This window comes from Armatimonas sp. (genome assembly GCF_043760365.1).
Taxonomy (GTDB): Bacteria; Armatimonadota; Armatimonadia; order Armatimonadales; family Armatimonadaceae; genus Armatimonas.
This window is the reverse complement of record NZ_JAYUPA010000378.1, coordinates 1-1817: the sequence shown is the minus strand read 5'-3', so window position 1 is coordinate 1817 and position 1817 is coordinate 1. Positions and strand designations below refer to the sequence as shown.

Below are 1817 nucleotides of genomic sequence, written 5' to 3'. Positions count from 1 at the left end.
GTAATCGCGGCTGTCAGGCTCGTCTTGCCATGATCCACGTGTCCGATCGTGCCCACGTTTACGTGAGGCTTTGATCGCTCAAACTTTGCCTTACCCATGCTACATCCTCAAGCCGTGCGCAACCCGCACGCGTCGTATTTTGTTGTGAAGGTGGCCGGAGGACGCTGGACGCAGAGAGCTGCATCAGACCGTCACGGCTAACCAATCGGGAGTTAAAATTCAAACACTTTCTTAGGGAAAGTGCCCGTCCAGCTTATCATAGCCCTTAGCGGGCCGCAATAGTCTCAGTAGAGAATTTCTAAGACAATCTTTCCTACGCCTGCCAGCCGATATCGCGACGCACGGCGGCCCCCTTAAAATGGATCAAATCCACTCCAGCATAGGCACGCTTCTGCGCCTCGATAAAAGTCTCCCCCGTCGCCGTAACGGCGAGGACACGTCCGCCGCTCGTGACAAGCTGCCCGCTTTCATCCCGCTGGGTTCCGGCATGAAAAACCTCCAACGCATCGAGCTTACGAGCCCCATCCAACCCCTTGATGGGCACACCCGTCGGATAGCTCCCCGGATACCCCTCCGAGGCCATCACGACCGTCACCGCAGCACGCTGGCTAAAGACCACAGGGACTTTATCCAGTTCCACTTCCACTACCGCGCGGCAGATATCAACCAGATCCGTCTCCAGTAGCATCAGCGCGACCTGCGCCTCGGGGTCGCCGAAGCGGCAGTTGAACTCGATACAATACGGCCCCTTCTCGGTAAGCATCACTCCCGCATAGAGCACACCTCGGTAGGGAATCCCCGTCGCCCGAATCGCCGCCACCGTGGGTTCGATAATGCGCCGCGTCACCTCGTCCACCACACTCTGCGGCGCGATACGCACGGGAGCATAGGCACCCATCCCGCCGGTGTTGGCTCCGGTATCCCCTTCCCCAATACGCTTGTGATCCTGAATCGCAATCATAGGCCGGACAGTCTCCCCATCCACAAAGGCCAAGATACTTGCCTCCGGCCCACGCAGACACTCCTCGATCACCACACGCTCGCCGCTTGCTCCAAAGATCCGCTCCTCCATCATCTGACGAATCGCAGTCTCGGCCTCAGCGTAGTCTTGTGCAACCACCACGCCCTTGCCGGCTGCCTCGCCATCAGCCTTGACCACGATCGGATAGTCAGCCCTACGTAAATAGACGCGTGCCTTCGCCGGATCATCAAACACCTCAAAATCTGCCGTGGGAACCCCTGCCTGACGCATCAGGCGCTTGGAGAAAACCTTACTGCCTTCTAGCTGTGCAGGCTCGCGGCTCGGCCCAAAGATCCGCAACCCCCGCGCCTCAAAAACATCAACGATCCCCGCAATCAGTGGCTTCTCGGGACCGACAATTGTCAGGTCAATACTCTGGTGCTCCACAAATACCCGCAGTGCCTCAATATCCATGACATCAATGGCGATATTCTCCGCCACCTCCGCCGTCCCCGCGTTACCCGGCGCACAAAAAATCTTACGCACCTGTGGGCTCTGCGCCAGCTTCCAGCAGATCGCGTGCTCGCGCCCCCCACCCCCAATAACTAAGATTTTCATGATTCCAATCCCCCTAAAAATCCGGCCCGTCTGTATTCTGAGCAAGATTGGCAAAACAAGCAAACTTGGGTAAAAATGCCAGTTTCACGGTGCCCGTCGGGCCATTTCTTTGCTTGGCAATAATTACCTCAGCCTCCTCGCCCTCATACTCGCCCCCTTCTTGCTCCGCTTTTTCCTCCGCATCCTGGGAAACCGCATCCTTGCGCGCATAGTACGAGGGCCGGTAGATAAACGCAAC

The 1817-nt window shown here is 57.6% G+C and carries 3 protein-coding genes; all 3 read right to left on the bottom strand.

Annotated features, from left to right (window positions below):
• The coding region (locus tag ACH2EH_RS09130; protein WP_395088435.1) for a GTP-binding protein at positions 1-98 on the bottom strand (98 nt) is incomplete at its 3' end.
• Between the two features lie 215 nt (positions 99-313).
• Complete coding sequence (gene purD, locus ACH2EH_RS09125) at positions 314-1579, bottom strand: phosphoribosylamine--glycine ligase (protein ID WP_395140967.1); 1266 nt, start codon at positions 1577-1579, stop codon at positions 314-316.
• A 13-nt stretch (positions 1580-1592) separates the two neighbouring features.
• Positions 1593-1817 (bottom strand): DnaB-like helicase C-terminal domain-containing protein (locus ACH2EH_RS09120; RefSeq protein WP_395140965.1); only part of this gene is annotated, 225 nt, incomplete at its 5' end.

Bases quoted from the DNA above. Each gene is read 5' to 3' on its own strand.
- purD (WP_395140967.1), bottom strand. From the start codon at position 1,579: ATGAAAATCTTAGTTATTGGGGGTGGGGGGCGCGAGCACGCGATCTGC.